The 206-nt window shown below is 53.4% G+C and carries 1 rRNA gene; it reads right to left on the bottom strand.

Features of this window, described 5'->3' with window-relative positions:
- A 23S ribosomal RNA gene (locus QD47_RS29795) occupies positions 1 to 206 on the bottom strand; the annotation flags it as partial.

The following is a 206-nucleotide window of genomic DNA, read 5'->3' as shown; positions in this document are numbered from 1 at the left end:
GGGCTCTGACTTCTTGTAAGCACACGGTTTCAGGATCTATTTCACTCCCCTTCCGGGGTGCTTTTCACCTTTCCCTCACGGTACTGCTTCACTATCGGTCGCCAGGGAGTATTTAGCCTTGGCAGATGGTCCTGCCGGATTCATACGGGGTTTCACGTGCCCCGCACTACTCGGGATCGTCTCGGAGGGAACAAGTTTTGAATTAC

It is taken from the genome of Paenibacillus terrae (assembly GCF_000943545.1).
In the GTDB taxonomy this organism is placed as follows: Bacteria; Bacillota; Bacilli; order Paenibacillales; family Paenibacillaceae; genus Paenibacillus; species Paenibacillus terrae_A.
The sequence above is the reverse complement of the archived record's forward strand: the minus strand, read 5'-3'. Positions and strand labels throughout refer to the sequence as shown.